Here is a 2,253-nt window from a genome sequence, read left to right on the forward strand (position 1 = left end):
TTCTTAATGGCTAATGGCACTGTGAAGTGGTTCAACTCGGAAAAGGGCTTCGGCTTCATCGAGCAGGAGGGTGGCGGCCCGGACGTCTTCGCCCACTACTCGAACATCAACGCCAACGGCTTCCGTGAGCTGCTTGAGGGCCAGAAGGTCGAGTTCGACGTCACGCAGGGCCAGAAGGGCCCGCAGGCCGAGAACATTCGCCCGCTGTAGTTCTTCTGCCACGGCACCCGCCAAGCAGCGAGGGGCCCGCACCGCGCACACGCCCGGTGCGGGCCCCTTGGCATTGCGCCACGACGCGCTCCCGGCCGCTCAGGCCCCCTGACTCCGACTCCGCGGCGGCGGTCACCCCCCGCGCGAGACACGGCGCCGCGTCCCGACCGGCGCCCTGCCGTGGCAGCTCACGGTTCGAGGTCGTTCGCTCCCGCACCGTGTGGTGAGCGCCGGCCTCAGGTGACGTGCCGCACGGTTCCACCGTCCACGCTCCGACCGTCACACTTCCGGCCCGTTTCCTCGCGGTCTCCGCCGACGCCCCGCGCCACGGAGCCTTCCTCGTGACGTGCCGCCCCGAGGAAGGCTCCTGCATGAACCGCTCCAGTCGCTCCCCCTACCAGAACGCCGGCTCCCGTTCCGGCGGCGGTTCCTTCCCCGGCACCCGGGCCGCCCAGGGCCGGCGCCCCTCCGGCCGCAGCGTCGGCCGGGGCCCGTCGGCGCCGGGCGAGTTCGCGATGCCGGTGAGCACCACCCCGGCGCTTCCGGCCGCCGTGTCCTTCGAGGAGCTGGACATGCCGAAGGCGCTGCTGCCGGTGCTGGCCCGCCGGGGTGTCACCGCGCCGTTCCCGATCCAGGCCGAAACCCTGCCGAACTCGCTGGCCGGCCGTGACGTCCTCGGACGAGGCCGCACCGGCTCCGGGAAGACGATCGCGTTCGGCCTCGCCGTGCTGGCCCGCACCGCCGGGCACAGGGCCGAGCCGCGCCGTCCGCTGGCCCTGGTGCTGGTCCCCACCCGCGAGCTCGCGCAGCAGGTCACCGAAGCCCTCACCCCCTACGCCCACGCGGTGCGCCTGCGGATGGCGACCGTGGTGGGCGGGGCGTCGATGAGCCGCCAGGCATGGGTGCTGAACCGTGGCGCGGAGGTCGTGGTCGCCACCCCGGGCCGGCTCAAGGACCTGATCCAGCGGGGTGACTGCCGGCTCGACGGGGTCGGCGTCACCGTGCTCGACGAAGCCGACCAGATGGCCGACATGGGGTTCCTGCCGCACGTCACCGAGCTCCTCGACCAGGTCGCCGAAGGCGGCCAGACCATGCTGTTCTCCGCCACCCTGGACCGCAACGTCGACCGCCTGGTGCGGCGCTTCCTCAAGGACCCGGTCACCCACTCGGTGGACCCGTCCGCGGGGGCGGTCAGCACCATGGAGCACCACGTGCTGCACGTTCAGAACTTTGACAAGAACGCCACGATCGCCCACATCGCGTCCCGCGACGGCAGGGTGATCATGTTCACCGACACCAGGCACGGCGCGGACCGCCTGGTGGAGGACCTGCTGGCGAACGGTGTGAAGGCCGCGGCCCTGCACGGCGGCAAGCTCCAACCGCAACGCACCCGCACTCTGGAGCAGTTCCGCACCGGCCAGGTGACCGCGTTGATCGCGACCAATGTCGCCGCCCGCGGCATCCACGTCGACGGGCTCGACCTCGTCGTCAACCTGGACCCGCCGGTCGACCACAAGGACTACCTCCACCGGGGCGGCCGCACCGCCCGGGCGGGTGAGTCCGGCACCGTCGTCACGCTGGTGCTGCCCAACCAGCGCCGCGCGATGGCCCGCCTGATGACAACGGCCGCCATCACCCCCGTCACCACCAGGGTCAGCGCCGGCGGCGAGGACCTGGCCCGCATCACCGGTGCCCGCGTGCCCACCGGCATCCCCACCGTGATCCCCGACCCCGTCATCGAGCGGCCGCGCCGCAGCCCGTCCGCGCGCCGCCCCCGCCCCGCCCACACCGCGGGCGACACGCCGGCCGCCTCCGGTCGCGACAACCAGGGCTCCGGCCGCCGCCGGGCGCCCCGACGATCCACCCTCGCCGTGTAGCACCACGGATCCGCGTCAGGGGCGGTGGCGACCGCGGTGGCGACCGCTTGCCCGGCGGCGGAGCACGCCCGTTCGTAGGGGGCGGGCCGTCGCGGGGGGGGGGGGGGGGGGCGGCGGGGCCGGAGGGGGGCCTCTGGTTTACCCGTACTAGTGGTGGCGGCGTAGC

At 73.3% G+C, this 2,253-nt stretch carries 2 protein-coding genes; both read left to right on the forward strand.

The window, feature by feature from the left end; translation table 11 throughout:
* Positions 1–6: 6 nt before the first annotated feature.
* The gene (locus ACIGG8_RS33015; protein ID WP_045694210.1) at positions 7–210 is read left to right on the forward strand and encodes a cold-shock protein; all 204 of its coding nucleotides are present in this window, start codon (positions 7–9) and stop codon (positions 208–210) included.
* 371 nt (positions 211–581) lie between these two features.
* A complete protein-coding gene (locus ACIGG8_RS33020) occupies positions 582–2,087 on the forward strand; it encodes a DEAD/DEAH box helicase (RefSeq protein WP_396552345.1) in 1,506 nt (501 codons plus the stop codon).
* Positions 2,088–2,253: the final 166 nt, after the last annotated feature.

Source organism: Kitasatospora sp. NPDC085464 (assembly GCF_044541955.1).
Classification (GTDB): Bacteria; Actinomycetota; Actinomycetes; order Streptomycetales; family Streptomycetaceae; genus Kitasatospora.

What these genes read in the sequence shown, in the direction of transcription:
- ACIGG8_RS33020 (WP_396552345.1), top strand. Translation starts at nt 582, where the DNA reads ATGAACCGCTCCAGTCGCTCCCCCTACCAGAACGCCGGCTCCCGTTCC.
- ACIGG8_RS33015 (WP_045694210.1), top strand. Translation starts at nt 7, where the DNA reads ATGGCTAATGGCACTGTGAAGTGGTTCAACTCGGAAAAGGGCTTCGGC.